At 65.6% G+C, this 26,461-nt stretch carries 23 protein-coding genes and 1 riboswitch; of the genes, 14 read left to right on the top strand and 9 right to left on the bottom strand.

The window, feature by feature from the left end; genetic code table 11:
* Positions 1–25 precede the first annotated feature (25 nt).
* A complete protein-coding gene (locus Q0053_RS03875) occupies positions 26–1,024 on the bottom strand; it encodes an NAD-dependent epimerase/dehydratase family protein (protein ID WP_298096281.1) in 999 nt (332 codons plus the stop codon).
* A 353-nt stretch (positions 1,025–1,377) separates the two neighbouring features.
* On the opposite strand from Q0053_RS03875, the gene Q0053_RS03870 reads away from it, so the two are divergent.
* From Q0053_RS03870 to Q0053_RS03825, 10 genes are all read left to right on the top strand, one after another.
* A complete protein-coding gene (locus Q0053_RS03870; RefSeq protein ID WP_298096334.1) occupies positions 1,378–2,655 on the top strand; it encodes a nucleotide sugar dehydrogenase in 1,278 nt (425 codons plus the stop codon).
* A complete protein-coding gene (locus tag Q0053_RS03865; RefSeq protein ID WP_298096277.1) occupies positions 2,646–3,932 on the top strand; it encodes a glycosyltransferase in 1,287 nt (428 codons plus the stop codon). The genes Q0053_RS03870 and Q0053_RS03865 overlap by 10 nt, the downstream gene beginning before the upstream one ends.
* Before the next feature lie 22 nt (positions 3,933–3,954).
* On the top strand, positions 3,955–5,262 hold the full coding sequence (locus Q0053_RS03860) for a hypothetical protein (RefSeq protein WP_298096274.1): 1,308 nt from the start codon (positions 3,955–3,957) through the stop codon (positions 5,260–5,262).
* Positions 5,263–5,297: 35 nt separating this feature from the next.
* A complete protein-coding gene (murJ, locus tag Q0053_RS03855; RefSeq protein ID WP_298096272.1) occupies positions 5,298–6,788 on the top strand; it encodes a murein biosynthesis integral membrane protein MurJ in 1,491 nt (496 codons plus the stop codon).
* Positions 6,789–6,806: 18 nt separating this feature from the next.
* Positions 6,807–8,756, top strand: a complete 1,950-nt coding sequence (gene asnB / locus Q0053_RS03850) for an asparagine synthase (glutamine-hydrolyzing) (protein WP_298096269.1) — start codon at positions 6,807–6,809, stop codon at positions 8,754–8,756.
* Between the two features lie 57 nt (positions 8,757–8,813).
* Positions 8,814–9,392: a sugar transferase gene (locus Q0053_RS03845; protein WP_298096266.1), complete on the top strand. Its 579-nt coding sequence runs from the start codon at positions 8,814–8,816 to the stop codon at positions 9,390–9,392.
* A 58-nt stretch (positions 9,393–9,450) separates the two neighbouring features.
* The gene (locus Q0053_RS03840) at positions 9,451–10,602 is read left to right on the top strand and encodes a glycosyltransferase family 4 protein (RefSeq protein ID WP_298096263.1); all 1,152 of its coding nucleotides are present in this window, start codon (positions 9,451–9,453) and stop codon (positions 10,600–10,602) included.
* Positions 10,603–10,807: 205 nt separating this feature from the next.
* The gene (locus Q0053_RS03835) at positions 10,808–11,299 is read left to right on the top strand and encodes a VCBS repeat-containing protein (RefSeq protein WP_298096260.1); all 492 of its coding nucleotides are present in this window, start codon (positions 10,808–10,810) and stop codon (positions 11,297–11,299) included.
* Positions 11,300–11,377: 78 nt separating this feature from the next.
* Positions 11,378–14,266 carry an FG-GAP-like repeat-containing protein gene (locus Q0053_RS03830; RefSeq protein WP_367276675.1) on the top strand — a complete coding sequence of 963 codons (2,889 nt, stop codon included), beginning with the start codon at positions 11,378–11,380 and terminating at the stop codon, positions 14,264–14,266.
* The gene (locus tag Q0053_RS03825; protein ID WP_298096255.1) at positions 14,263–14,541 is read left to right on the top strand and encodes a hypothetical protein; all 279 of its coding nucleotides are present in this window, start codon (positions 14,263–14,265) and stop codon (positions 14,539–14,541) included. Before Q0053_RS03830 ends, Q0053_RS03825 begins: the two co-directional genes overlap by 4 nt.
* Before the next feature lie 20 nt (positions 14,542–14,561).
* Here the strand turns inward: Q0053_RS03825 and acs are convergent, their stop codons facing one another.
* Positions 14,562–16,505 (bottom strand): acetate--CoA ligase, encoded by a 1,944-nt coding sequence (gene acs / locus Q0053_RS03820; RefSeq protein WP_298096252.1) that lies wholly within the window; start codon positions 16,503–16,505, stop codon positions 14,562–14,564.
* 147 nt (positions 16,506–16,652) lie between these two features.
* Between acs and Q0053_RS03815 the strand changes: the two genes are divergently transcribed.
* A complete protein-coding gene (locus tag Q0053_RS03815) occupies positions 16,653–16,883 on the top strand; it encodes a hypothetical protein (RefSeq protein ID WP_298096249.1) in 231 nt (76 codons plus the stop codon).
* A gap of 15 nt (positions 16,884–16,898) precedes the next feature.
* Here Q0053_RS03815 and Q0053_RS03810 read toward each other — a convergent pair whose 3' ends face one another.
* The 5 genes from Q0053_RS03810 to Q0053_RS03790 all read right to left on the bottom strand — a co-directional run bounded on the left by Q0053_RS03810 (position 16,899) and on the right by Q0053_RS03790 (position 22,577).
* Positions 16,899–18,557 (bottom strand): MFS transporter, encoded by a 1,659-nt coding sequence (locus Q0053_RS03810; protein ID WP_298096246.1) that lies wholly within the window; start codon positions 18,555–18,557, stop codon positions 16,899–16,901.
* Positions 18,558–18,729: 172 nt separating this feature from the next.
* On the bottom strand, positions 18,730–18,954 hold the full coding sequence (locus Q0053_RS03805; protein ID WP_298096244.1) for a hypothetical protein: 225 nt from the start codon (positions 18,952–18,954) through the stop codon (positions 18,730–18,732).
* Between the two features lie 209 nt (positions 18,955–19,163).
* Positions 19,164–20,399: a hypothetical protein gene (locus Q0053_RS03800; protein ID WP_298096241.1), complete on the bottom strand. Its 1,236-nt coding sequence runs from the start codon at positions 20,397–20,399 to the stop codon at positions 19,164–19,166.
* A 10-nt stretch (positions 20,400–20,409) separates the two neighbouring features.
* Positions 20,410–21,594: a cystathionine gamma-synthase gene (gene metB, locus Q0053_RS03795; RefSeq protein WP_298096238.1), complete on the bottom strand. Its 1,185-nt coding sequence runs from the start codon at positions 21,592–21,594 to the stop codon at positions 20,410–20,412.
* The gene (locus Q0053_RS03790; protein ID WP_298096236.1) at positions 21,591–22,577 is read right to left on the bottom strand and encodes a homoserine O-succinyltransferase; all 987 of its coding nucleotides are present in this window, start codon (positions 22,575–22,577) and stop codon (positions 21,591–21,593) included. Before Q0053_RS03790 ends, metB begins: the two co-directional genes overlap by 4 nt.
* Before the next feature lie 103 nt (positions 22,578–22,680).
* Positions 22,681–22,802, bottom strand: a riboswitch (SAM riboswitch).
* A 170-nt stretch (positions 22,803–22,972) separates the two neighbouring features.
* Between Q0053_RS03790 and Q0053_RS03785 the strand changes: the two genes are divergently transcribed.
* Positions 22,973–23,542 (top strand): TetR/AcrR family transcriptional regulator, encoded by a 570-nt coding sequence (locus Q0053_RS03785; protein ID WP_298096233.1) that lies wholly within the window; start codon positions 22,973–22,975, stop codon positions 23,540–23,542.
* On the opposite strand, the gene Q0053_RS03780 is transcribed toward Q0053_RS03785, so the two are convergent.
* Positions 23,529–23,999 carry a PaaI family thioesterase gene (locus Q0053_RS03780; protein WP_298096230.1) on the bottom strand — a complete coding sequence of 157 codons (471 nt, stop codon included), beginning with the start codon at positions 23,997–23,999 and terminating at the stop codon, positions 23,529–23,531. The genes Q0053_RS03785 and Q0053_RS03780 overlap by 14 nt on opposite strands.
* Positions 24,000–24,046: 47 nt before the next feature.
* On the opposite strand from Q0053_RS03780, the gene Q0053_RS03775 reads away from it, so the two are divergent.
* Complete coding sequence (locus Q0053_RS03775; RefSeq protein ID WP_298096225.1) at positions 24,047–24,367, top strand: DUF3253 domain-containing protein; 321 nt, start codon at positions 24,047–24,049, stop codon at positions 24,365–24,367.
* 26 nt (positions 24,368–24,393) lie between these two features.
* On the top strand, positions 24,394–25,410 hold the full coding sequence (locus Q0053_RS03770) for an alpha/beta fold hydrolase (RefSeq protein WP_298096223.1): 1,017 nt from the start codon (positions 24,394–24,396) through the stop codon (positions 25,408–25,410).
* Here the strand turns inward: Q0053_RS03770 and Q0053_RS03765 are convergent.
* Entirely contained in the window at positions 25,407–26,309 is a 903-nt protein-coding gene (locus Q0053_RS03765) for an acyl-CoA desaturase (RefSeq protein WP_298096220.1), read from the bottom strand. The genes Q0053_RS03770 and Q0053_RS03765 overlap by 4 nt on opposite strands.
* Positions 26,310–26,461 lie beyond the last annotated feature (152 nt).

Here is a 26,461-nt window from a genome sequence, read left to right as displayed (position 1 = left end):
CCGGCCCACCCCCGCCGTCGGCCGATCAGAGGCCGTGGTAGGTCCGGTACCATTCGACGAAGCGCGGAATGCCGACGTTGATCGAGGTGGTGGGCTGAAAGCCGAGGTCCGAGGCGATCGCGCTGATATCTGCATAGGTCTCCGGAACGTCGCCGGCCTGCATGGGCAGCATGTTGCGCTCAGCCTTCACCCCGCAGGCCTCCTCGATCAGCTCGATCATCCGTCCCAGTTCCTCGGAGCGGTTGTTGCCGATGTTGTAGAGGCGGTGCGGGCCCCGGCTGCCCCCGGCCTTTATCTCGCCGTCGTCCGGCGGCGGGTTGTCCAGGCAGGCGACGATGCCGGTCACGATATCGTCGATGTAGGTAAAGTCGCGCCGCATATTGCCGTGGTTGAAGACATTGATCGGCCGTCCCTCGAGGATGGCCTTGGTGAACAGCCACATGGCCATGTCGGGTCGGCCCCACGGGCCGTAGACTGTGAAGAAGCGCAGCCCGGTCAGCGGAAGGCGATAAAGGTGGGCATAGGTTTCGCTCATCAGTTCGTCCGCCTTCTTGGTGGCGGCGTAGAGCGAAATGGGATGGTCCACGCGGTCCTCGACCCGGAAGGGCAGCTGGGTGTTGCCCCCGTAGACCGACGACGAACTGGCATAGACCATGTGGGCAACGCCGCGGTGGCGCGCGACCTCAAGGAGGTTGACGTGCCCCGCGAGATTGGCCCGCACATAGGCGCGGGGGTTCTCGATCGAATAGCGGACGCCGGCCTGGGCACCGAGATGCACGACGGCCGTGATGTCGACATCCGCCAGCGCCGCGTCGATCCGGGCGTCGTCCGCAAAGTCCAGGCGGATGAAACGGAACAGGTCCGGATAGGTCTCCTGAAGGCGGGCCAGCCGGGCCTCCTTCAGCGTCACATCATAATAGTCGTTGAGATCGTCGATGCCGATGACCGGTGTCCCCCGCGCCAGCAGGCGGTGGGCGACATGCGAACCGATGAATCCGGCGACTCCCGTGACCAGGACAGACATGGAACTGCTCTCTTGTGTTCGCCCGCCGGGCCGGTGAGGTTCGCTCGAACCGCAGAGCCGTTTCCGCCCGGGCACCCTGTGAATGGGTTTCCCTACTGGCGCTTCACACCCATCGCAATCGCAGAGTGGTCCGGGACGGTCCACGCCGCGTTCGGGGCCTTCGCGAAGGCAGGCCGACGGCCCTTGTATCTGGACCACCGGATGTGGCGCTGCTAGATGCAGCCCCGGGCGGCAGGAGCCGTCCCCGGAACCTGTCCTGACGGGTTCGTTCCACCTGTCGCGCCAGTGTCGCGGCTCATTTTTACACAAGCGGTGGGACCTGGGTCGGAACCCCCGGGAGATTGGAAGTGGGTATGCGGATCGTTGTCGTGGGACTGGGCTATGTCGGCTTGCCGCTTGCTGTTCATCTGGCCAAACACTTCGAGACTTGGGGCCTGGATATCAGTGCCGCGCGGATTGCCGAGCTGCAGTCCGGCCATGACCGCACGGCGGAAGTGGCCGGTGCAGAGCTGTCGGCTTCGGGTCTGAATTTCGTCAATGATCCTGCCGCCTGCCCACCGGCGGACCTCTACATCGTAACGGTGCCGACCCCGATCGACTGCGAAAACCGGCCCGACCTCGGCCCCCTGCGAGCCGCCACGCGGACCGTGGGCTGCATGCTGGATCGTTCTACCCGCCCGGTCGTGGTGTTCGAAAGTACGGTCTATCCCGGTGTCACCGAGGACATCTGCCGTCCGATTCTGGCCGAGGCGTCCGGCCTGACCCCGTCGGTGGACTTCTTTGTCGGCTACTCGCCGGAGCGCATCAATCCTGGCGACCGGGAACACACCGTCGACCGCATCACCAAGGTGATCGCCGGTGAATCGGACGACGTTACCGAACGGATGGCCGACGTCTACGGCCGGGTGACCAGCGGTGGCGTGTTCAGGGCCGCCTCGATCAAGGCCGCCGAAGCGGCCAAGGTGATCGAGAACGCCCAGCGCGACATCAACATCGCCTTTATCAACGAGATCACCCAGATCTTCTCGTCCCTCGGGCTGACGATCTGGGACGTGCTGGCGGCCGCCCGCACCAAGTGGAATTTCCTGCCGTTCGAGCCCGGGCTGGTCGGGGGGCACTGCATCGGCGTTGACCCCTATTACCTTAGCTACCGCGCCCAGGAACTGGGCCATAAGGCGCAGGTCATCCTCGCCGGCCGGTCGATCAATGACGGGATGGCGAACTGGATCGCCGACCAGGTGCACACCAACCGGTCCGGGCGCCCGGGTTCGGTGCTCGTGCTCGGCCTGACCTTCAAGGAGGACGTACCCGATCTGAGGAACTCCAAGGTCGCAGACCTGATTGCGCGGCTGGTCAAGCTGGGCCACGAGGTCACGGTGACCGATCCGCTCGCGGACGCCGATGAAGCGCTGCACGAGTATGGCATCGTGCTCGACGCCGGAGCGCTGGGGCGGCGCTACGACTGTGTGATCGCCGCCGTGCCGCACGCGTCCTACAAGGGCATGGAAGGCAGCGCCGTCGACGCCCTGGTGGCGGAAGGCGGGCTCGTAGCCGATCTCAAAGGCTCCTGGCCCGCAATGCGGACGGCGGCCAGTCCCCTGTCGCCGGGCAAATCCTATTGGTGCCTGTGACGGCAGTGGCGGAGGACGGTTTCACCGACAGCGGGTTCGCGCCCCTGCCGGGCGGTCCCGCCGATACGATTCTTTACGCCGGGGCGTTCGAGTTTCCGGACCTCAATGCGGCCGCTCAGCGCGCCGTCGCCAACGCCTCGATCTTCCGCGACCTCGGCTATCGCGTCGTGCTGATCGGCCTGTCGCGCCAGCTCGGCGAGGAGGACGGACCGCGGCGCGCGACGTTCGATAACGGCGGCATGGACTGCTGGGAGCTGCCGTATCCGGCGGGCCGCGTGGCCTGGCTGCGGCGCATCGTGAGCGGGGCTGAGGTGCTGGCCATTGCCGACGCCCACTATGCCGGACGGATGGCCGCCCTCATCCTCTATGACTACCCCGGGGTTGCCCAGGAGCGGCTGCGCCGGGCGGCCCATGCGCGGGGGGCGGTGGCCATCGGCGAGGCGACGGAATGGTACAGCGTCAGCCGCATGCGCAGCGTCGCGGCGGTGGCGCGCAACATCGACCGTCCGCTGCGGATGCGCTGGGCCAATCACCGCATGGACGGGATGATCGTCGCCAGTGAATTCCTGCGCGACTTCTACGGTCGGAGAGGGCAGCCTGTGCTGGAGCTGCCGACCCTGCTGGCGGACCCGCCCGTCGAGGCGGAGGGGGAGGCGACCCCGGATGGCAAGCCGAAACGGCTGTTCTTCGCCGGCTCGGGGTTCGATCCCCGGACGGTGGCGGAGTCGCGCGAGGGTCCCAAGGACCGGCTGGACAAGGTAGTCGAGGCCCTGGGCGTCGCGCAGGGGCTGGGGGCCGAGTTCGTTCTCGATGTCTATGGCGTCGAGCGCAGCGACTACCTGGCCGTGATGCCCCTTCACGCGCCCCTGCTCGAGACGCTGGGCGACCGGATCCGGTTCCACGGCCGCCAGCCGCGCGCGCTTGTCAGGGCCCGGCTGGCCGCGTCAGATTACTCGATCTTTCTCAGGAAAAAGAGCATCGTGTCAGTGGCTGGCTTTCCGACGAAATTCGGGGAATCGATTCACTTTGGCACGCCGGTGATCACCAATGCGTTGGGGAGCCTTATGCGCTATCACACCGAGGGGCGCACGGGCTGGTACATCGACTATGGAGACAGCGTGTCGGCGGGTGGAAGGCTGGCGGCCATCCTGCGGGGCAGCCAGGTGGAGGTTTCGGCGATGAAGACCCATTGCCGAACGTCGGGTCTCTTTCACTATGCGCGCTATCTGAGCATCGCTGAGGCCTTCATGGCGAAAATTTCGAGACCTCGTTACTGAGATGAAGCGATCAAAAATCGACATGCGGTACGCGCCGCTCATTTTTACTATCGGTTATCTGTTTGCTACGCTCGGGATCACGATTTTTGGTCCCGTTGTTTACACCAGCTACAACTGGCCTCTCGTTTCGTTTTATCTTTTCATAGTCTCCATTGCGATGGGTGTTGGTTACTATATCGGAGTCCGTCGCCCTCTTGTCCTGCCGCGGCGGCAGTCTGAAGTAAGCCGAATGATGTTCGACCGAAAGATTTTTCAAGTCGCCTTGGCTATATCTTTCATTGGACTTCTTTATACGGTGTTTTCATTTTTTACATCAGAAAACGTAAATCTTGATATCAACTCAGTTGGTCAGGCGTATAATGATACGTACGCAAATTACGAACGAAACTCAGGTAAATACAGCATATCATTCATTCTTTATACAATATTTGCTGCACCGTCTTTTATAGTTACAATCTGGGGGTTATTTTATTTCAATAAACTGTCCTTTTTTGAAAAAATAGCCACTGGTCTGATCGTTTTCGGGGCACCTGTCGTGTTCATGCTCAGCGCGGGGCAACAGAAGACGATCGGTGATCTCGTAATCTATATGAGCGCCATTTTTGCACTTCGCGCGGTGATCAGAGGTAAACCTCTTAGTTTCAGTACCATATTGATAATACTGGTGGTCGGAATTGCTGGTGTTGCAATGTTCAACATCATTCTTACCCAGAGATACGCTGCGATTGGGATCGATGCGATGAATATCAACCAGCGTGAAATATCTCTCGTTCGCTACGATACAAATCATCCAGTTTTTACGATATTTGGATCGGGACTTGGATTTACATTATCTATATTGTGCATGTACATTGGAAATGGTCTTGTCGGACTGGGATATGCCCTCGAGGCGCCTTTCACATGGTCCTTCATGTTCGGCACTGCGTATCCGATGTCTGTCATCGGTGAGCGCGTGTTCGGTTTGCCGTTCGCCTATGAATACACATACCCCTATATCGCGGCATATACATCCGGGTGGGGTGAGTCCCGATGGTATTCCGTATTCGCCTGGTTTGCCTCTGACTTCACATTCTTCGGCACGATCCCGATTTTCGGCTTCTTTGCCTATGTGTATGCGCGCTGCTGGATTGAAAGCACGAGGTACGCCAACCCTTTCGCCATCCTGTTGTTCAGCCTACTGACGCTGGGCGTCGTCATGATGCCAGCCAACAACCAGCTGATGCAGACCCCCGGGGGTATGCTCACGCTCTTTGTGACCGTGGGTCTCTATCTGATGTACCGCCGGCGCTATAACCGGCCCGCGCAGGCGGTCGGAACGAAGCGCGCTTGATCGTGGGTTCGCGGGGTTCCTCGCAACGGCCCGTCATGTCGAGCCTGAAGTTCGGTCTCGTCGCGGTCATTCTCACGGTCGCGGGCAAGTTGCTGGCCTTCGGGCGTGACGTCGTCATGTCGAAATATTTCGGGGCTGGTTCAGCAACCGACGCCTTCTTCATCGCCAATACGATCCCCGGCGTCCTTTGGGCGGCAGCGCTTGTCACCATCAATGTGGTGTTCCTGCCCCTCTATGTTGCAAAGCGTGCGGAGGGGGACGAGTCTGCCGCCAACTTTGTGAACCAGTCGATTCAGATCTATCTGTTACTGGCCTTGGCGATGACGAGCCTGTGCGTGCTCGCGGCGGGTCCAATCGTCCAGTTGAGCGCTCCGGGTGCCAGTCCGGAGACCGTCGAGACGGCGACTTCCCTCACTGTCATCATGGCGTTTGGATTTGCGTTCTCGAGCTACGTGGGTGTCCAGAACGCCATCCAACAGGCAACGGGCCTCTATCGAGCCCCGCTGTCCGTTCCGATCGTGAACAACGTTCTGGCGATCGTCGGGATTATCGTCGCCGCACAATACAACGACATTCGCATTGCGGTCATTGCAGCGGTGTTGGCTTGGGTTCTGCAGGTGCCGATTCAGCGACTGCAGACGCGCCATCTCTACTCGACAACGCTGCGGCCGCTGATCTCCCGGGATACGGTGTCGCGCCTCGCCCTGCTCTCGCTGCCGGTCATGCTTGGCACCTTCCTCGACCAGATCAACATCTACATCGGCATCTATCTGGCCGGGGGTATGGGGCCCGGGGCGATTTCGCACCTGAACTACGCCAGCCGGCTGGCCATGTTCCTAGCCACCACCTTCTCGATGCTGGTGTCCTATTTTCTGTTCCCGCGGCTGGCCGTCGATGCGGTCGCCGCGGACGACGCGCGCACCGGCCGGACCCTGGCGCTGGGCATATTGCTCATCGTCGGGGCGACCCTGCCGCCGACCGTGGTATCGGTCATGATGCGCGAGGAGGTGGTCTCCCTGGTCTATGGCCGGGGCGCGCTCTCGGCCGATGACATCGCCGCCACGGCGAGCGCCTATGCCCTGTTCGCACTCGGGATCGTGTTCATCGCGGTCCGCGAAATCTTCAACCGCCTGTTTTTCTCGCACCAGCGGATGGTGGTTCCGCTGGTGATCGGCGCCGTGGCCTCGGTGGTCAATTTCTTCGTCAGCCGTTGGCTGGGCGAGTTCATGGGCCCGGCCGGGATTGCGCTCGGGGCGTCAGCCGCCGGCGCCGTCTATCTGCTCGGCCAGGCCGCCGTGACCTTCATCTGGAAGCCGCGCCTGTTCACCCGAGCCCTGGCCATCGAGCTGGTCGCCCTGTTCGGCGCCGCCGTCGCGGGCTGGCTCGCCCTGCGGGCCATGCTGCCGCTGCTCGAGGATTGGGCGCTGGTTCTGCGCCTCCTCGGGGGAGGTGTGATATTCACCGCCGTCTTCCTGCTCGCCCTGACCCCGCTGGTCTGGCGCGGCGGGTTCCGACGCCTACTTTGACGCCCGAGGGAACTGGACATGTGCGGAATCGCAGGCTTCGTCAGCGCCCTGCCTCTTGATGACACGGCGGCGGACACGGTCCGTCGCATGACCGATGCGATCCGGCACCGAGGCCCCGACGACGGCGACGCCTGGCTGGACCGGGAGGCCGGCGTCGCCCTCGGCCACCGCCGCCTAGCCATTATCGACCTGACCCCCACCGGCCACCAGCCGATGGCCTCGCACGATGGCCGGTTCGTCACCGTCTATAACGGCGAGATCTACAATTTCACGGACATCCGCGAGGCGCTCGAGACGGCCGGCCTCGCACCGCCCTGGCGGGGCCGGTCCGACACCGAGGTGCTGCTGGCCGCCATCTGTGCCTGGGGGCTGGAAGAGGCGCTGAAGCGGACCCGGGGCATGTTCGCCCTGGCCTTGTGGGACCGTCAGACGCGCACCCTGACGCTGGCGCGTGACCGTATGGGCGAGAAGCCGCTCTATTTCGGATGGCAGGGCCAGGGAGCCGCGCGCACCTTGATCTTCGGCTCCGAGCTGACCGCCCTGCGTCAGCACGCCAGCTTTGAGGGCCGGGTCGACCATGCCGCCATCGGCATGTTGGCGCGTTACCTCTATGTCCCCGATCCGCGCACGGTCTATGCTGGTATATCCAAAGTTCCGGCCGGGGTGATCCTGCAGATCGACCCGCGGACCGAGGCCGTATCGAAGACGACCTACTGGGACTCCCTGGCGGTCGCCATCGACGGGGCCAACAACCGCTTCCAGGGCTCGCCCGAGGAAGCGGTCGACCAGCTGGCGACCATTCTGGAACGGGTCGTCGGCCGGCAGATGGTGTCGGATGTGCCCCTGGGTGCCTTCCTGTCGGGCGGCGTCGACTCCTCGACGGTCGTCGCCCTGATGCAGGCCTGCTCGAGCCGCCCTGTCCAGACCTTCACCATCGGCTTTGAGGATGAGGCCTATAACGAGGCCGGCTACGCACGGGACGTAGCCGATCATCTGAAGACAGATCATACCGAGATGCTGGTCACGGCGGCGGACGCCTTGGCCATGATCCCCGATCTGCCCCGCATCTTCAGCGAGCCGTTCGCGGACTCGTCCCAGATCCCGACCTGGATCGTCAGTGGTCTGGCTCGGAAGTCGGTGACGGTGTCGCTGTCCGGCGACGGCGGGGACGAAGTGTTCGGGGGCTACAATCGCCACACCTTCGCCCAAGGCGCCTGGTCGCGCCTGTCCCGGGTTCCCCGGGCCCTGCGCGCCGGCCTCCGGCCGGTCATGACGGCCTTCTCGCCCGACTGGTGGGATCGCACCGCCGGACCGTTGCTCGGCTCGCGGATATCCAATGTGGGCGACAAGATCCACAAGGCCGCCGCGGTGATCGCGAGCCGGTCGACGGATGATCTTTACCAGACCCTGATCTCCACCAACCCCGAGGCGGCGCGGGCGATGCGGGGCGGCGGCGGGAGCGCGATTGACCTGCCGTCCCTGTGCGATCGACCCGGCCATGAGGCCCTGTCGGACGCAGAGACCATGATGGCCCTCGACGCCGTCGGCTACCTGCCGGGCGACGTCCTGACCAAGGTCGACCGCGCGGCCATGGCGCAGTCGCTCGAGACGCGGGTGCCGTTCCTCGATCCCGACGTCTTCGCGTTCGCCTGGACGTTGCCCACCGGTATGAAGATCCGGGACGGCGTGTCGAAATGGCCGTTGCGTCAGGTGCTTTACCGGCATGTGCCCAAGGCCCTGATCGAGCGGCCCAAGATGGGTTTCGGCGTCCCGATCGGCGCCTGGCTGAGGGGGCCGTTGAAGCCCTGGGCCGCCGCCCTGCTCGACGCCCGGTCCCTCGAGGACGGCGGGATCTTCGACCCGGTCGGCGTGACCCGTCTGTGGGACGAACATCAGTCGGGGGTGAGAAACAACCAGCATCAGCTGTGGCCGATTCTCATGGCGCAGGCCTGGCTTGAGCAGAGCTAGCCCCGGCGTGGTACACGGGCCCGCACCCGCCCTTACTTCAGCGTGACCGAAAGCGACATGAAGACGATTCATACCGGAGTAATACGTTGCGTAGACTTCGCCGCCGCCCTCGGCGGCGGCCTGCTGCTGCTGCCTGTCGTCGTTGTGGTCGGGCTGCTTGTGCGGCGTGACAGCCCCGGCCCGGCCCTGTTCCGCCAGGAACGGGTGGGGCTGAACGAGCGGCGATTCACCTGCCTCAAACTCCGCACCATGTCGATGGGTACGCCGGTGGCCGGAACGCACGAGGTGCAGGCCTCGGCGGTGACCCCGCTGGGCCGCCGGCTTCGCCATCTCAAGCTTGATGAGCTGCCGCAGCTCTGGAACGTGATCCGGGGGGACATGAGCCTGGTGGGCCCGCGTCCCTGCCTGCCCAGCCAGGTCGAACTGATCGAAGCCCGTCGCGCGCGGGGCGTCTTCCAGGTGCGCCCCGGGGTGACCGGACCCGCCCAGGTCCAGGGCCTGGACATGTCAACGCCGGTCGCCCTGGCCGAAGAAGATGCGATCTGGGCCGCGCGACCGTCCGTGCCGCAGTATTTCGGACTGATTTTCCAGACCCTCGGCGGTCGTGGCCAGGGCGACCGGATCCGCGCAGGTTAGCGCGACCCGAGCCCCGCCCCTCGACCACGACCCCCTGTCATTTGGCGATTTTCTACCCATGCAGTCTTCGGCCCCGATCTCCTCACCCCTCGTGCTTTTCGTGACGAGCAGCACGGCGTCGTTCTTCAACCATCGCATCGGGGTTGCCCGCGAAGCCTTGCGGCGGGGGTACCGTGTCGCGCTGGCCGCGCCGGACATGGAGGGGTTCACGGCGCAGCTGACGGTCGAGCAGGTGACCCCGGTCTTCCTGTCCGGCGGACGCCGAGGCATTGATCCGCTTGGGGACATGACGGCGGCCTTCAACCTGGCCCGCCACGTCGGGACCGCGAAGCCGGACGTGGTGCACGCCACGGGCCTGAAAGGGATGTTCGTCACAGCCCTGGCGCGGCTCTTCGGCCGTTTGCCGCGGACCGTGACGACCGTCACCGGCCTCGGGGCTACCTATATCTCCGACGGGTTCAAGAACCGGCTGATCCGGGGCGGTATCGAGCAGGTCCTGAAGACGCTGTTGTGGAACCGGAACACGGTGACCATCTTCCAGAACGGCGACGACATGAAGCTTTTCGTGTCGCGAGGCGTCGCCCCGGCAGCCCAGTCTGTGCTGATCCCGGGGTCCGGCGTCGACATTTCGGAGTTCGCCCTCTCGCCGGAACCTGATACCGATGTGCCGGTCATCGTCTTCCCGGCCCGGCTTATCGCGACCAAGGGGCTTCGGGAGTTCATCTCAGCGGCTCAGCTTCTGCGCCAGCGTGGCGTGAAGGCCCGGTTTGCGCTGGTCGGCTCTGTCGACCCCGTCAATCCCGACGCTGTCTCCCAGGAGGAGATCGACCAGGCCGTCGCGCAGGGTAGCGTGGAGGCCTGGGGTTTCCGGTCCGACATGACCGCAGTGCTGGCGGGCTGCAATCTCGTCTGTTTGCCGTCCTACCGAGAGGGCGTTCCCAAGGCCCTGATCGAGGCCGCGGCCGTCGGTCGCGCGATCGTCGCCACGGACGTGCCCGGATGCCGGGAAATTGTCGTGTCGGGCGAGACCGGCCTGCTCGCCCCGGCGCGCGAGTTCGAGCGTCTGGCTGATGCCCTCCAGAGCCTGATCGAGGACGGTGCACTGCGAAGGCAGTATGGCCTGGCGGGTCGACGATTGGTCGAGACCGAATTCGCCCTCGACCATGTCGTGGCGCGGACCATCGCCCTTTATGATCCGCCTTCGAGATAAGAACCGGACGGTCCGGACCGCCTCATAGTCGGTGCCGAATCATGGTCCGTCCGGCGGCCAGGATGCTTGCGGAACAGCGTCGCTCCGGTCCCTGACATCCCGACTCGAACCAAATGACCCGACCGACCCCGCTCCGGCACAGCAATGTCGGAATTCGGAGTCCTTTGGTGTAAGCAAGGGTGGGGTGTTAAGCTCAGGTGAAAAGATGACGTTTTCCGCTGGACAACTGATCGGCGAATCCTCTGCCTTTCCCGCCATTGGTGACTTCAACAACGATGGACTGCTTGAGCCCTTCGGCTTTTTGAACCTGGGCGACTGGACGTTCAACATCGCGCCATCGCTCGCGCTGGACCTCATCGTTGCAGGCTATCAGGGGCGCATAAACCGTGACAACCGCGTTCTGGATCTCGATGGCGACGGCAATCTGGATGTCGTCTGGAACGTCTATTCAGATGCCAACGTGACCGGTTCCTTCACCCTGATCCTGTTCGGCGACGGTGCCGGCGGCTTCTCACGGGTGGAAGAACGACCGGACATCATCGGGTTCGGCGAGACGATTGTCGCCGCCGACTTCAACAACGATGGGCTCGTCGATATCTATAGCCCCGTCTACACACACCTTTTGGGCGTTGATTCCGCTTATCTTCTTCTCAACGAAGGCGGCGGGGTTCTGGGCGATAACGTCGCCGAGGTCTAGAATGTCGGCCTTTCCAACCTGCCTGCCCGGTATCGGGTGGAGGGTGCCCAGGGTGCCGATGTCAATTTTGACGGCTGAATCGACCTTTATGTCGGCAGCCACCTGTTCCTCAACCAGGGCGACCATTTCCTCGCCCAGCCCCTGTCGACCTTCCTGTTCGACGAAGGCGCAAACCTGGTCGATTTTGACAATGACGGGGATTTCGACCTCGTCCTGCGTCCCCAGCATCTCGGCCCGCAACTGGTCGAAAATGTCGACGGTGCCTTTGTCGACAGGGGGGTTCTGACCGGCTCCCAGTTCGTCGGCGGCTACGGCAGCAATGTCGGCGACCTCGACGGGAACGGTTGGCAGGACATCATCATCGGGGGACCGGGGATGATCTCGATCTTCATGAGTTACGAAGGGGTGTTCGAGCGCCTCGACATCGCCGCCGCAGGAAGCACCGACTTCGAGGCGATGGCGCTGGCCGACCTGAACGGCGATGGGGCGCTGAATATCGTGGGGCACGCGGACGATTTCGTCTATGTCTTCTGGAACCAGTTCGTCCAGGGGGATGTCGTCACCTTCAGGGTCCTCGGTGAGAACGGCGAGGATAACCAGTTCGGCCGGTCGCTGAGACTGACGCCCCTCGAGCAAAGCGATCTGGTCCTCGCCCGGGTGGTGGACAGCGGTTCCGGCTACCTCAGCCAGGGGCAGTACGACCTCGTGGTCGGCCTGCCGATCGGGGGTGTCTATAACGCCGAGGTCGCGCTGGCGACGGGAATGCTGCGTTTCGTGATCAGCGCAAATCAGCAGGTCACGACCTTTGCAGACGGACGGGTGGCGATTGTCGGCTCTGGTGATGCCGATACGATGGGCGGCGCGAACGGTGACGATGTGCTGACATCCGCCGGAGGGGACGACCTCATCCTCGGGTCGCTCGGCGTTGACGCCATCGACGGCGGTACCGGGCGCGACATCGTCGACTTCAGTGGGATGGCTGGCGGCATTGTCGCTGATCTGGCGGCGGGAACGGCGCTTGTCAGTGGCGAGGGCCAGACTCTTGCGGGCATCGAGGGCTTGATCGGCACCTCGGGCGATGACGAGTTGCACGGAGACGCAGCCTCCAATGAGCTGACTGGCGGCGATGGCGACGACCTTCTCGATGGCAACGCGGGGGCGGACATACTGCGCGGTGGCCGCGGTAACGACGTCTATATCGTGGACTCGGCGCTCGACGACGTCGCTGAGGCCTCCGGTGAAGGCGACGACGAGGTTCAGACCTCGCTCGCCAGCTATGCCCTGGGCGCAAGCGTTGAACGCCTCACGGGGACGTCGTCCGGCGGCCAGTCCCTTACCGGCAACGATACCGCCAACCTGATCCAGGGCGGAGCGGGCGCGGACACGTTCACGGGCGGTCTTGGCGATTACACCTATATCGTCGGCGACGCAGACGGGGTCGTCGAACTGGCCGATGGTGGGTACGATACGGTCCGGACCCATCTTGCGAGCTATGCGCTGGCGGACAATGTCGAGGACCTGGTCGGCCTTGCGGTTTCGGGACAGGCGCTGACGGACAACAGCCTCGGCAATCACCTCTCCGGAGGGGCCGGCGCGGATACCTTCGTGGGCGCGGGCGGCGACGACGTCTATACTGTCGGAACGGGCGACATTGTTGTGGAGGCACCGGGCGAGGGTGTGGACGAGGTGCGTACCGCGCTGGCCACTTATACACTCACCGAAAACGTCGAGATCCTGAGGGGCACATCCAACAGCGCCCAACACCTGTTCGGCAATGCATCGGCGAATACCATCGCCGGTGGGACCGGGCGTGATACATTCGAAGGGGGCGCTGGCGACGACCTCTATCTGGTGGGCCGGGGCGACATGGTTGTCGAGCTCACGGGAGCCGGAATCGACGAGGTCCGGACCGAACTGTCCACCTATACCCTGACCGCCAATGTTGAAAACCTGACGGGAATGTCAAACCTGGGTCAGAAACTGGTCGGAAACGACCTCGGCAACGAGATCCGGTCAGGGGGCGGGCTGGACGTTCTGATCGGCCGGGGCGGAGACGACTCCTACTGGATCACCAACACGTTTGACTCGATCGCAGAGGTGGATGGCGAGGGCTTCGATACCGTATTCACGACGGTCGATTTCATGCTTCAGGAAGGGGTTTTTGTGGAGGCCGTCGCGGCCGCCGACGCGGCCGGTACCTTGAATCTCACGCTGACGGGCAACAGTCTGGCCAACCAGATCACCGGCAATGCCGGGGCCAACATGATCTTCGGTGGCGGTGGCGCGGATGTCCTGGCGGGCCTGGGGGGCGATGACCGCTATTACATCGACAACCTCGGCGTCAGCGTTGTCGAGGCGGCAGCCGGGGGCAATGACGCTGTCCTGACCAGCGTCAATTTCGTGCTGGCCGAGGGCACCTATGTCGAGACCCTGCAGACCCGCGACAGTGGGGGAACCAGCAGCATCGACCTGACCGGCAACAGCCTGCCCAACACATTGATCGGCAATGCCGGGAACAATGTGCTCGACGGCGGAGCGGGTGATGATGTCCTCAACGGCCTGGGGGGCAGTGACGTTATGAACGGAGGCAACGGTCAGGACGAGGCTCACTTCCGGGGGAGCAAGAGCCAGTATACTGTGACAGCTGAAGGGGCGGGCTACCGCGTGGTCGACAGCGTCGCGGGCCGTGACGGTTCAACGTTCGTCAACAGCGTCGAAACGTTGCGCTTTCTGTCCGACGGCACCACGACAGTGCTCACCTATGGCTCAAACGCTGCCCAGCCTTCGGGCTCGACTGACGAGGGAGAGTCGAGCGGTCAGGCGCAATCCGGTCCGGGTGCCTTCGTCAGTCCTCACGCGGCAGACCTCCCGCCGACCCACACAGACGCCTTTGAGGGCCCTTCGGTCAGGGAGATCCGTCGGTCGCCGACGACCCGATCGCCGGGCTCGACGGCGTGCAGGGGATGAACCGGCACGGCGTTTTCCAGGCCAAGGTGCTGCCGGCGTTGCACGACGCCTTCCTGGTGCCTTCCCATTCCGGAGACCCGCAGGTGCTCCCCGGAAATCTCGACGTTATCCATCTCGATCCTGGCCCGACCCGTCCTGACGGTGACGATCTGCTGTGGTCGTTGCAACTCCCTGGTGACAATGCCCTGACGGTCCACGGACCTCATGGTCTACATCTTCTGCAGGAGGATTTCGGGGATATCCCCCGGCTGACGGACTTCGATCCCTGGCATTGAGGAATGGGCCGGCCAAATTCTCAGTCTTCCCGCCCCCCCACCAACGCCTCCACCACCCCCGGATCCGCCAGTGTCGACGTATCCCCCAGCGCCCCGACATCCCCCTCGGCGATCTTGCGCAGGATCCGTCGCATGATCTTCCCAGACCGGGTCTTCGGCAGGCCCGGGGCCCAGTGGATGACGTCCGGGGCGGCGATCGGGCCGATCTCCTTGCGGACGTGGGCGACCAGCGCCCGTTTCAGGTCGTCGTGCGGCTCGACGCCGGCGTTCAGGGTCACATAGGCGTAGATGCCCTGGCCCTTGATGTCGTGGGGGTAGCCGACGACCGCCGCCTCGGCGACGTCTGCGTGCAGGACCAGGGCACTCTCGACCTCGGCCGTGCCCATGCGGTGGCCCGAGACATTGATGACGTCGTCGACCCGGCCGGTGATCCAGTAATAACCGTCCGCGTCGCGGCGGCAGCCGTCGCCGGTGAAATATTTGCCCGGATAGGCGCTGAAATAGGTGTCGAAGAAGCGCTGGTGGTCGCCCCAGACGGTGCGCATCTGGCCGGGCCAGCTGTCGGTGATGACCAGATTGCCCGAGGCTGCGCCTTCCAGAACGACGCCCTCGGCATCGACCAGCTGCAGCTCGACGCCGGGCAGGGGTCTGGTCGCCGAGCCGGGCTTGAGGTCGGTGGCGCCGGGCAGGGGGGAGACCAGAATCCCGCCGGTCTCGGTCTGCCACCAGGTGTCGACGATGGGGCAGCGGCCCTCGCCGACGACCTCGTGATACCAGCGCCAGGCCTCGGGATTGATCGGCTCGCCGACACTGCCCAGCAGGCGCAGCGACTTGCGGCGGGTCGCCTTCACCGGCCCGTCGCCCTCGCGCATCAGGGCCCTGAGCGCGGTGGGGGCGGTGTAGAAGATTTCGACCTGATGCTTGTCGATCACCTGCCAGAAACGGCTGTGGTCGGGATAGTTGGGCACACCCTCGAACATCAGGGTGGTCGCGCCATTGGCCAGGGGGCCATAGACGCAATAGCTGTGCCCGGTGACCCAGCCGACGTCGGCGGTGCACCAGAAGACCTCGCCCGGCCGGTAGTCGAACACCAGCTCATGCGTCCAGGCCACCCAGAACAGATAGCCGCCCGTGGTGTGCAGCACCCCCTTGGGCTTTCCCGTCGAGCCCGAGGTGTAGAGGATGAACAGCGGGTCCTCGGCCTTCATCGGCTCGCAGGGGCAGTCGGCGCCGACGCCGCGTTTGGCCTCACCGTAGCGGACATCCCGGCCCGCGATGATCGGGACGTCGGCGTTCGTGTGGGCGATGACCAGCACGGTCTCGACGATGCCGGTGCCCGGCCGTTCCAGCGCCGCATCGACATTGGCCTTGAGCGGCACCCGCTTGCCGCCGCGCAGGCCCTCGTCGGCGGTGATGACGACCTTCGAGCCGCAGTCCGCGATCCGTCCCGCCAGACTGTCGGGGGAGAAGCCGCCGAAGACGACCGAGTGGACGGCGCCGATGCGGGCGCAGGCCAGCATGGCGACAGCGGCGGCCGGGATCATCGGCAGATACAGGGTGACCCGGTCGCCCTTCACCACGCCGAGACCCTTGAGGACATTGGCCATGCGGCAGACTTCGGCGTGGAGTTCGCGGTAGGTCAGGCCGCCGGACACCGTCGGCTCGTCGCCCTCCCAGAGGATGGCCGTGTCGTCGCCGCGGGTCTGGAGATGCCGGTCGAGGCAGTTGTGCGCGACATTGAGCACCCCGTCCCCGAACCAGCGGATCCGGAAATCGGCCTTGTCGAAGGAGACGTCCTTGATGTCGGTCGGCGGGGTGAACCAGTCCAGCCGCCGCGCCTGTTCGGCCCAGAAGGCATCGGGGGTTTCGCGGGCTGCGGTGCGGGCGGCGTCATATCCCGCACGCGTCATCCACGCGCGCTGCGCCCATTCGGACGGGACGGGGTAGACGGCGGGGTCGGTCATGGCGATGGACTCGATCTGCGGTGAACCGGGCTGGCGGGTTCTGGTTCCGGAAGATTAGGCGCTAAGCGGGAGGCTGCACATCGCGTTTGCCTTGCCCCTCTGATAGAACCCATCGCCGGACCCGTGCCGGTGTATGGAGCCGATACATTGGCGAACGACCGTTTCAAGTCCAGGCACGACAATCCCTCGCTTCCCTGGATTGCGACCGGCGTTCTGCTGGTCCTGGTTATCGCCCTGCTGGCCACCTATGTGCTGCGGCCCGGGCGCAGTCCGGCGGACGACGCACAGACGGCAGAGGCCGTTCGCAAGATGGATCAGTCCCAGAGCCAGGCGGATGCCCGGCGTGAAGAGAAGCGCAACGCCACCTCCCTGCTGTAGCCGGCCCGGGCCCTGTCAGGCGTGCAGGTCCACATCCTTCCGGTCACGGATGAACAGGAAGCCGACCACCACAGTGACGAGCGCCACCACGACCGGATACCAGAGGCCGTAGTAGATGTTGCCGGTCGCGGCGACCATGGCGAAGGCTGTGGTCGGAAGGAAGCCGCCGAACCAGCCGTTGCCGATGTGATAGGGCAGGGACATCGAGGTGTAGCGGATGTTGGTCGGGAACATCTCCACCAGGGCCGCCGCGATCGGGCCGTAGACCATGGTCACAAACATCACCAGTACGAACAGGATGGCGACCACCAGCGGCCTGTTGACGAGCGCGCTGTCGGCCTTTGCGGGATAGCCGGCTGAGGCCAGGGCGGTGCCGAGGCCGGCTTCCCATTCCGTCTTGCGGGCGGCGAAGTCGGGGCGGGACAGATCGCCGCCATCGAAGCTGTTGACGACGACATCACCGATACGGACCTCGGCCGTCGATCCCGCCGGAGCGGCGACATTGACGTAGGTGACACCGGCCTTGGCCAGGTACGACTTGGCCAGATCGCAGGAGCTGTCGAACACGGTCTTGCCGACCGGGTCGAACTGGAAGGCGCAGTCGGAAGGATCGGCATGGACGCTGACCGGGGCGCTGGCCGTGGCTGCGGCCAGTTGCGGATTGGCCGCGCCGGTCAGGGCATGGAAGAGGGGAAAGTAGGTCAGGGCCGCCAGCAGGCAGCCGGTCAGGATGATCGGCTTGCGGCCGACCTTGTCCGACAGCCAGCCCCAGAAGACGAAGAAGGGCGTCGCCAGGAGGAGCGAGATGGCGATCAGGATATTGGCCAGGGGGCCGTCGACCTTGAGCGTCTTTTCGAGAAAGAACAGGGCATAGAACTGGCCCGTATACCAGACCACCGCCTGACCTGCCGTCAGGCCGACCAGGGCCAGAAGCACCAGTTTCAGGTTCGGCCATTTGCCGAAACTGTCCTTGAGCGGCGTTTTCGATCCCTTGCCCTCGGCCTTCATGCGGGCAAAAGCCGGGCTTTCGGCCAGTCTGAGCCGGATCCACAGCGACACGCCCAGCAGCAGGATCGAGACGAGGAAGGGGATGCGCCAGCCCCAGTCCTTGAAGGCGTCCTCGCCGACAACCGTCCGTACACCGAGGATGACCACAAGGCTGAGCAGGAGGCCGGCGGTCGCGGTGATCTGGATGAAGCTGGTGTAGAGGCCTCGCTTTCCGGGCGGCGCGTGTTCGGCGACATAGGTGGCGGCCCCGCCATACTCCCCGCCGAGCGCCAGTCCCTGCAGCAGCCGCATGGCGATGAGGATGATCGGCGCCGCCACGCCGATGGCGGCGTAGGATGGCAGGAGGCCGACCACAAAGGTCGACAACCCCATCAGCAGCATGGTCACCAGAAAGGTATTCTTGCGCCCCCAAAGGTCACCCAGCCGGCCGAAGAAGATGGCCCCGAACGGCCGCACGGCAAAGCCGGCGGCGAAGGCCATCAGGGCAAAGATATAGCCGGTCGTCTCATTTACCCCCGAGAAGAACTGGACGGTGATGATCGCGGCCAGTGAGCCGTAGAGGTAGAAGTCGTACCATTCGATCACCGTCCCGACCGAGGAGGCGAGGATGACGAGCCGGTCGTCACGATCGACGGTGTGATCGGCGGCTGAGGCGTTGTCGGTCATTGGGTCCCTCCCCGGACTCAGGTCGGGACGAGCCTAGACCGGGAAACGGGAATGCGCACCCGGTTGCGTCAGGGGCGCTGATTCGAGGTCCGGGCGCGCGGTTCGGGGCCAAAGAAAAACCCCCGCCGCTGGTGCGACGGGGGCGATTCTCTCAGCCGAGAGGCTGGAAAGCTTAGTTGCTGTCGCTGTCGTCGTCGGTGGCGACAACGATCACGCCGATCAGGGCAGCGCCGCCGATGAGCAGCACGGCGATCGGGATGCCGGCGAATTCGCTGGAGGCACCGGCCTGGGCACCGACGCGGTCACCGACGCGGACGGTCGCGCTGTTGTTCTGGGCGACGGCCTGGCCCGCAACGAGCAGGAGGCCGGCGGTGATGGCGGCAATGGTTTTTTTCATCAGACGGACTCCGGGGGAGATGAGTTGAGAAGTAACTATAGGTCCATTAGCCGCAGCTGACTACAAAATTGTGAACGCCCATCTGAATTTCCCGGATTTCGCTGACCGTCGCGCCCGATTTTTCAGATGTCCGGCCCGCGAGGCAGCGGCTCGGAGGCAGTGCCCGTAACCGGCATTTGGTTATCGTGAGCCGGAGGCGTTTACCTTAATCAGCCATCCGGCCCGGCGAGGTCGGTCAGGTCGGCCCAGACGCTTTCGGCCGTCGGCCTTCGCCCGGCACCCCGTCCGCGCGCGGTGAAGACCCGTCCGTCCGCTGTGGTGACCCGCAGGGCGTTCCACTCGTCCGGAAGTTCGGCGAAGAGCGGGTCGCCGTCGACGGCGCAAAGGGTGACCCCGAGCGCGCCGCAGGTGACATCCAGCCGCGCCTGCTGCCGCAGCCGACCGGGCGGACGCGTCCCGTCGGCAGCGAGGGTCTCGCGGACGATTCCCTCCACCGCCGGCAGGGTGCCCAGCGCCTCATGGGCCAGGATGGCCAGCTTGGCGGCGGCATCCAGACCGGTCAGATCGGCGGACGGGTCCGCCTCCGCAAATCCGGCCTCCCGGGCGGCCTGCAGCGCGGCCTCAAACGGCCGATTCTCGGCCAGCCGATTGAGGATGAAGTTGCAGGTCCCGTTCAGAACCGCCTCAATCCGCACGACCGCGCCATGGGCCCTGGCGCGCCGGACCGTCTCGATCATCGGGACACCGCCGCCGACGCTGGCGGCATAGCGCAGGCGTGCGCCGGCCGCGGCGGCCAGGGCGGTCAGGCCGGGCAGGTCGGCGCCGATGGCCTGTTTGTTGGCACTGACCACATCCACGCCGCGCGACAGGGCCGCCCGGATCAGGGCCAGGCCGTCAGAGGCGTCGGATATGGCCTCGACCAGGATGTCGGGTTCGCGGGCCAGCAGGGCGGCGGGGTCCCGGAGGGCGAGGCCCGCCGGGATGACGGTGTCGCGCGGCCGGGCCGGATCGCGAATCAGCACGCCGACCACCTCGAACCGGGGATCGGCAAGGAGGCGCGGCAGCAGACCGCCGCCCACCACATCGCATCCGGCCAGGGCGATGCGCAGCACGCGCGCCGGGCTGCGGCGCTTTCGGCCCGGGACGGTTTCCGGGCCGGGCACCAGGGTCACCCCCGCGCCGAGCACGGCCGATCCGGACACGGGCTGGAGGGCGATGACGCCGATCGCATCGAGGGCGCCGGACAGGCGGGCCGCTGCGGTTGGGCCGCCACAGGCGACGGCGACGACCCGGCGGCCGCGCCGCACCTCCCGATAGACGGCCGAGGCCGCCTCGACGGGATCGGAGCCATCGAGCTGAAGCAGGGCGACTGGTTCATCCGTATACGGAGCGCCGTTCTGATGCGGGAGGGGCGAGGGGGTCCGGGCAAGGGGCAGTGCGGTCATGGCGGTCTCCTCAGGCGGCTTCGGCGGCCAGCGGCAGCGCAAGGGCATCCAGCGCCGCCGACAGGTCGGCCAGCAGGTCATCCTCATGTTCCAGGCCGATCGACAGCCGGAGCAGGCCGTCGGTGATGCCGGCGGTGATGCGCGCCTCGGGCGTCATGGCGGCGTGGGTCATCAGGGCCGGGTGGGCGATCAGGCTTTCGACCCCGCCCAGGGACTCGGCCAGGGTGAAGACCTTCAGCCGGTCGACAAAGGCCCGGACTGCATGGATGTCATACAGTTCGAAACTGAGCATGGCACCGAAGCCGGACTGCTGCCGGGAGGCGATCTCATGGCCCGGATGCCCGGCGAGGCCCGGATAGTGGACCCCGCGCACGGCGGGCTGTGTCAGCAGCCATTCGGCCACGCGGCCGGCGGTCGCCTGCTGGCGCTCGATCCGGGCGAACAGGGTGCGGACGCCCCGCAGGGTCAGCCAGGCGTCAAACGGCGACCCGGTAACGCCGAGGCAATTGGCCCACCAGGTCAGCCGCTCCAGATCGGCGGGGTCCCTTGCCACCACACAGCCGCCGACCACGTCGGAATGGCCGTTGATGTATTTGGTGGTCGAATGGATCACCAGATCGGCCCCCAGCGCGATCGGCTGTTGCAGGGCGGGTGACAGGAAGGTGTTGTCCACCGCCGCCTTGCAGCCGACGGCATGGGCCCGGGCGCAGAGGTCGGCCACGTCCACCACCCGCATCAGGGGATTGGACGGGGTCTCGATCAGGATCAGTTTCGGCTTCAGGGCGAAGGCGGCGTCCAGGGCGGCGCGATCGTTCTGGTCGACGAACTGCACCCTGAAATGGCCACGGCCGGCGCGGGCGCAGAGCAGGCGGTGCGTACCGCCGTAGAGGTCATGCGGGGCGATCAGCAGGTCACCGGGCTCAAGGGGGAAGAGCGCCAGATCGACGGCCGCCATGCCGGTGGCGGTCACCACCGCGCCGCAGCCCCCCTCGAGTTGCGCCAGGGTTTCGCCGAGCATGTCACGGGTGGGATTGCCCGAGCGGGTGTAGTCGTAGCGCCGCTTACCCTCCAGGCCGTCGAAACTGTAGTTCGAGGACAGATAGAGCGGCGGCATCACCGCACCGTGCGCCGGATCGCTGTTCACGCCGTAACGGGCGGCGGTCGTACAGGGGTGGGGGTCGGACGGACAGGTCATGCGGCGATCTCCTGGGTCGGAAGGGAAAGGGTGCTGAGGATGTCGTGCAGGGCGTGGCTGACCCGCTCGCGTTCCTTCAGGAAGGCGTCGTGGCCGAAGATCGAGGGGGCCTCGATGAAGCGGCGCAGGTTCGGGGCGCCGGCAGCCAGGTCGCGACTGTCCTCGATCGGAACCAGCCGGTCCGAGGTGAAACCGATGACGGTGAGGGGGCAGCGGATCGCCCCGGGCGCGACGGTGTGCCGATCCAGTGAATCCGACAGGGCGATCCAGCGTGCGGCGTCGGTCACGTCGCTGTAGGCGGCGCCGCGGGCGATCAGATAGTCGCAGACCGGATAGGGATCACCGGCCCGGGTGGGCGGGGTCGAGGCGAAGCGCACGCCGAACTCCTCGGCCGTGCGATAGCTGGTCATGGCCAGTTCACGGGCCAGGGCGATCCCCTCGGCCTCCCGACCGCAGTCACGGGCGAAGGCCAGCAGACGGCGCTGCACCCCGCGCAGCGCGGTCGCTGTCGGATGGGTCCGGTGCGCGGCCGAGATCACCGCCAGTTCGCCGATCCACTCCGGAAAGGCCGCCGCAAAGGCCAGACCGATGCAGCCGCCATAGGAGGCGCCGATAAAGAGGTCGACCCTCGGCTCTCCGATCCCGTCCAGCAGCCGGGCCAGCAGCCGGGCCTGGTCCGTGGTGGTCAGGGTGACCTCGGTCTCTCCGGTGCCGGGCGCGAGGTCAAAGGCCAGCACCCGCAGGCCGTCCAGATCGATCGGGCCGCCGGCCCTGACCGCCCAGGGCCACCAGCGCGTCGCGAAGCGCCCGCCGGAGATACCGCCGGCGACGACCACGAGGGGGCCCTGGCCCGGGCCGTGCAGCCGGCCGACGATCTCCGACGCGGCCAGCCGTTGGCCGGACTCCAGCCGAAATTCGGCGGCGATGGGCACCCGGACATCCTGTCCCGGCGCATCGTCAAAATGTCTCTTGGTGGACGCCACGGTCCGCTCCGCTCTCGCTCAGCGAAACCGGAGGGGCAGACCAATTCTTGCGTGACAGACCCGTGAAGTCAGCCGGTCCCCGGACGTAAGGGAACCGTCGCTTCACTCATCTCTCGCGGCTTCCGGGGAGGCCTCGCAGGAGTTGGCACCATCTCCGGGACTGGGTCGTCCCGGAAGGTTGCCCCGGCATCAAAGGGCCTATCCCTCCGCCGGTCTTGATGAGTGACTTCAAGGTGTCGAAGACTTCCGGTGCCGTCAATCCCCCTTGTTGCGGTGCGAAAGGAGGTCGGCCGTCAGGGCCGGGCGACCGGGTGATGGTCCGGTTCAGGCTTGTCGACAGATGATGACATCGCCATAGACTGGCGGCTCAGGGGCTAGTCGGGAGGAGCAGGCCATTGTTTTGCCAAGTCACGCCCCGGCCGAGGAATGCCGAGGCGACCCGCGCCGCCATCCTGACGGCCGCCCGGGAGCGTTTCTCGCGCGAGAGTTATGACGATGTCGGCATGCGCGATATCGCCGGGGATGTGGGCGTGGATGCGGCCCTGGTGTCCCGCTATTTCGGCTCCAAGGAAGACCTGTTTCTCAAGGTGCTGGAACACTGCGGCGACGCCCCTGACCTGATGGACGGGGATCGCGCCACCTTCGGCGACCGGGTCGCCCGGGAAGCCATTTTCGGCAGCGAACATGACGGGCAGCTGGAGCATCTGCTGGTGCTGTTGCGGTCGATCGGCTCGGCCAAGGCCAGCGAACTGGTGCGGCGCACGGCGGACGAAAGCTTCTTCGGTCCCTTCCAGGCCTGGATCGGCGGGAGCGACGCCCCCGTGCGGGCGCGCCTGGCGGCGGCCTTCATCATGGGCATGGAGGTCAGCCGTGAGCTGACCGGCGGACAGACCCTGACCCGCGAACAGTCCGAAAACATGCAAGCGCGAATGGCGGCAATCCTTCAGGACATCATTGACGGCTGACAGCGGTTTCGGCTGCCGGGGCCTGGCCGCGCGGCTGGAATTTCCGGATCACGCCGGACCAGGTCATCAGTATCCGCTCGCCGGCATGGATTTGGCCGCGGACGAAGATCAGGCTCTTGCCGGCGCGAACCACCTCGCCGGTCGCCTCGACCAGTTCCCCCACCCAGGCCGCATCGATGAAGGTGGAGTCCAGCGACACGGTCACCCCCGACGCCCCCTCCATCTCCTGATAGGCGATCTGGAACAGGGCGATGTCGGCGAAGGTCATCAGACAGCCGCCGTGCATCCGGTGCCCGGCATTCATGTGTTTGGCCTCGGCGCGGAAGGCGCAGCGCATCCGCCCGTCCGCGTCCGGGCGGAAATAGAAGGGGCCGACCACCTGATCGAAGGTGCCCTGCAGGTCGTACATCTGCCAGCCGGCGAACTCGCCTTCGGTGACGGTGACTTTCTGAACCATGCGGACCCTGCCTTCTTATTGCTCTCGCAATGCAGCATATAGGCACGATGAGCGACCCCATCGAATCCGCCATCTTCGAAAAACTGGCGAAGGCCGACCCCAAGGGCGTCGGCGGCAAGAGCATTGAACCGGCCGATGTGGCCAAGGCACTCCAGCCCGAGCAGTGGCAGCGAATGCTGCCCAAGGTGCGCCACAGCGCCCTGGCCCTGATGCGGCAGGGGAAGCTGACCATCACCAAGAAGGGCAAGCCGGTCGATCCCAATGCCTTCAAGGGGGTGATCCGCCTGCGCCTGCCGACCGAGGCCGAAACCGCCGCGGCTCTGGCGGCCCTGCCGCCGGCCGTCGAGGACGATGACGACTTCGCCTGATCATGCCTGGTTGGCAGGGTGAGGCCATGATGCGGTCCTGCGCAGCCTTGTTTGCGGTCCTGGCGCTCGCCGCCTGCGCCACGCCCGCCATCCAGCGGCCCCTGACCCCGCCGCCGGGCTTCACCGGTCCCGCCGTCGAGGCCGGTGGTCTGCGGATGGACGACGGTGCCCGCCTGCCGCTGGCGCGCTGGACGCCGGAAACGGGTGAACCCTGGGCCGTCATCATTGCCCTGCACGGCATGAATGACAGTCGCGCCGCCTTCCGGCTGGCCGGGCCCTGGTGGGCCGAGCGCGGGATCGAGACCTGGGCCATCGACCAGCGCGGCTTCGGCGAGGCGCCCGGCCGCGGCGTCTGGGCCGGAGAGGCGCGGATGACCGAAGACCTGCGCACCGCCGTCGCCCTGGCTCGCGCCCGTTATCCGCGCGCCGTCATCGCCGTCGCGGGCGAGAGTATGGGCGGGGCGGTGACCATCGCGGCCTTCGCCTCCGGCAGACCGCCCGACGCGGACCGGGTCATCCTGCTGGCCCCGGCCGTCTGGGGCTGGTCGGCGCAGGGACCGGTCAACGCCGCCGGCCTGTGGATCGCCGCCCGCACCATGGGCGAGCGGGCCGTGGAGGCACCGGAGTGGGCGGTGCGTGCCTTTCCAGCCTCCGACAACCGGCTGGAGCTGTTCCGTAACGGCCGCGATCCCAACAGCCTGATCTCGACCCGGTTCGACGCGCTCTATGGTCTGGTCGATCTGATGGAGACCGCCTCGATGCGGCTGGGTCAGGTGCGGGCCCCAACCCTGCTGCTGTACGGGGCCAATGACAATGTGATCCAGCGCGACCCCATGCGGCTGGCGCTGGAGCGGGCGGGCGAGCGGCCCGGATTCCGGACCGGCTTCTATCCGGACGGCTGGCACATCCTGAACCGCGACCTCCAGGCCGAGGTCATGTACCGCGACGTCGAAGCCTGGCTCAGCGACGCGGCGGCACCGCTGCCGTCCGGGGCGGGCGCTGTGCTGTCGGCCTTGCAAGAGGCGGGGCGGGACGCCGACTAGGCGCTCGCCGGCCGCTCTTCGAGATCCTCCCGGGATGCGACCGGACGCGGTGTTCCGACATTCCAGACGAGACCGACTTTCTCCATCGCCCGAATGACGGCCCAGCCGGGATCGACCTGCCCGGGCTCAAGACCGATCCGCGCGGATTCCGGGAAGGCATGGTGGTTATTGTGCCAGCATTCCCCGTAGGTCAGCAGCCCTAGGCCCGGGAGATTCGAGGCCTGGACCGAGGCTCCCCTGACGTTCCACCGACCGGCGCCCGGGTTGTGGCAGAAATAGGTGATCGTCCAGTGGCCGACGGTACTGACCAGCACGCGTGCGCATACGCCCCAGACCACCCACGGCCATCCACCGATCAGGAACAGGACGATCGCCAGCGGCACCTGCTGCCAGCGCCAGGTCGTTTCGAGGAATCGGTAGAACCCGTCGTCGGCAATTCGTGGCTCGATCCGCAGAACAGGCGGGCGGTCAAATCTGAACCGGTAGAACAACTGCCAGCTGAGGTCGCGAAACAGACCGCGCCGGTGGGAGAAGAAGTCGTGGCAGGCCGGCTGCCGCTGCGCCCAGTCACGCATGTCATGGACCTTGATGATTCCCATGGGCCCCGCCACGCCGACGATCACGCCGACGTAGATCAGAAACCGTTCCAGGGGCTTCCCGCACTGGAAGGCGCGGTGGATGAGCATCCTGTGCATGCCGACGCTGTGCCCGATCAGCAGCGTCAGATAGGTCGTGACGAGAAACAGGACGAAAGCGGACCATGAGAAAAACAGCGGACCGCCGATGATCGTGATTCCCAGCAAGCCGCCATTCCATAGCGCCTTGGGCCAGTCGATGACGGGGGTGCCTTCGGTCGGACTGGCGTTCGTGCCGTCTACGCGCAGGACCGGCTTCATCATCGCGACGCTCCCCTTTTCAGGCGGCATCCATAGCCGATGCAGCGATGCGTGTCCGACCCCACCCGTCGCGAAACCGCCATGCTTGCCCTGTTAAGCGTCACCGCGTATCAGCCGCCAAAATAAAAAATACCCCGGGAGACGCTCAAATGAGC

The organism is Brevundimonas sp., from assembly GCF_027487935.1.
Classification (GTDB): Bacteria; Pseudomonadota; Alphaproteobacteria; order Caulobacterales; family Caulobacteraceae; genus Brevundimonas.
The sequence above is the reverse complement of the archived record's forward strand: the minus strand, read 5'-3'. Positions and strand labels throughout refer to the sequence as shown.